Raw genomic sequence first — 2249 nt, forward strand, 5'->3', positions numbered from 1 at the left:
GTATCGGGCTGTATCTAAAACAATAAAACAGTTAAGCGGCGCGAAGGGTCACCTAAATGCGCAACCAGGATATTTGTTGGCGTTACACACTTGGGGGAGAAGTTTAAGTGAGCATCCTCATATTCACTGTCTCATTACGAATGGAGGATTAAATGGCGCAGGTGACTGGGTAAAACCGAAACGTACTGTTATGTTTCCCGTCAAAGTGATGCGTCGCCTATTTCGAGGCAAATTTTTATCGGCGGTTAAAGAAGCGTTAGCTGACGGAGACTTGATATTTCCTCCTGACACACAAAGCGTACAAATCAAAAATTTATGCAATAAAATAGGTCGGATTGACTGGCAGGTTTATGCCTGCAAGCCATACGAACATGCACTTGGCGTTGCAAAATATATCTCTCGGTATATGCGAGGTGGACCGATAAAAAATAGCCAAATAATGGGCGTAAAAAACAACATCGTCACCTTTAAGTACAAATCCCATCAAACGAAAAAGACAGAACGAAAACAATATCCCGTTACTCAGTTGAGCCAAATAGTACTCAAGCACCTGCCGTTAAAGGGCAAACAAACGGTAAGATATTACGGACTTTATCATCCATCAATTTCGGATAAGCTAAATGTAGCGAGAAAACTCAACAATCAAACACCATTTATTGAAGCGACAATACCTACTTGGCAATTAATAATGAATAAGCTGGGTGTTAATTTAAGTTGCCCGGAATGCGGTAATAAGGAGCGAATAGCGCTTGCGCCAAATTTGCATTAACAGCTCGACTAGAAAAACTCTGCACTTAGGTGCGGAGCGATTAAGTGCGGGCGACGTTCAGGTTGCGGTCATAAATAACATTGGAGATTACGCGGTAGTATGGTTATTATTCTGTTTAGTTTAGGCGTTGGTCAGTCGAAAAGTACGTTGGTTTTCCACAGTGCGATGAGGCAGTCCAACAAGGCGATAAACAGAGACAAAGATCTTAATGTTGTGAATAAAAAATTTGCAGAGATCTTTGCTCGTTATCTTAGCGTTAACTAGGCCATAAATATCAAAGTTATAAATTTGAACCTTTGGTGTTTTGTTTTGAGTTAAACCTGGCCGATTGCGGATTACTTATGTGGGTGTTGTCGGTTCAAGTTTGCAACATGTTACTTTTGCCGCTGTATTTACAACAAACCAACGGATAGCTAAGTTTAGTGTTAATTGACGTTTTAGTGGGTTGTAAGCTACCGTGGTTTTAAAAGTTTTGTTCTGTTTAAAACTGCAATTCTGATTGATTACCCATTAATGTAATAGTGGTTAAAACTAGATATATCGTAAATGGGTTCAGTGTTGTTTGGACAATCGGGGTAATTTGATTTTCGGAGTGTGGTGTTAGGCCTACGTTAACAAGTCAATAAAGTCGGACGCGTCAAGCTTGGCTCGCGTTCGTTCCTCACGGATTATAGCCAAGCTTAACTTCGCCTCTTATTGAAGCGTTATGTGACTTTTTCTGGAGTGTATGGAGTGTCAGGCCTTAATTGTCCAAATTGCAACGAATTAATTTCCGTGACATGGGCGCGCTACCTCAAGTCAGCACAACTAGGCTATACTTGCCCAAATTGTAGCTGTAATTCAAAAATTAAAACTAGCCCAAGTTGGATTCAATACCTTTCTGTTTTTCTTCAATTACTTTCGGTGGTAATTTTCAGTGCTGCAATCGGAATGTTTGGGTATATAGGTTTGTTGTCTATTTCATTTATTGTTGTTGTCCATATACTTGATAAGTATCTAGATACAAGGTTTGGCGTATTAATTGTTAAAGTCACATAACAAGTCAATAAAGTCGGACGCGTCAAGCTTGGCTCGCGTTCGTACCTCACGGATTTTAGCCAAGCTTAACTCAGCCTCTTATTGAGGCGTTATGTGGTCAAGGAAGGGTATGAGTTGCGATAAGTGTCAGAGTATAAAAAAGGTTATTAAAGTTCCTAGAGATCTTACAGAAGCAATCTTACTGGCTAAGCTAAAAATCGAAGACGGAACTCTAAAATATTTAGGGGCTGGTTCATATGGTGATCCTTTTAAACGAATTGCTTCAGGTAAAGGTTGGAGTGATTTCGTAAATAACTATTTCTCATGTTCATCGTGCAACCAAATATTCAACCTACACGCTGAAACATATCATGGTAGTGGTGGTAAGTTAGAAGCGGTAAAAGCAATTGAAGGCGAGTTGAGCAATGATGTATATCCCACATAACAACACGCCCTGAGGTGG

2 protein-coding genes are annotated in these 2249 nt (G+C 40.0%); both read left to right on the forward strand.

Annotated elements, in window-relative coordinates; genetic code table 11:
- Positions 1-769: transposase (locus KO525_RS13775; protein ID WP_215964411.1), on the forward strand; the 769-nt coding region annotated here is incomplete at its 5' end.
- 1129 nt (positions 770-1898) lie between these two features.
- Positions 1899-2231: a hypothetical protein gene (locus KO525_RS13780; RefSeq protein WP_252736687.1), complete on the forward strand. Its 333-nt coding sequence runs from the start codon at positions 1899-1901 to the stop codon at positions 2229-2231.
- Positions 2232-2249: the final 18 nt, after the last annotated feature.

The sequence above is a fragment of the Psychrosphaera sp. B3R10 genome, from assembly GCF_018861025.1.
Taxonomy (GTDB): domain Bacteria; phylum Pseudomonadota; class Gammaproteobacteria; order Enterobacterales; family Alteromonadaceae; genus Psychrosphaera; species Psychrosphaera algicola.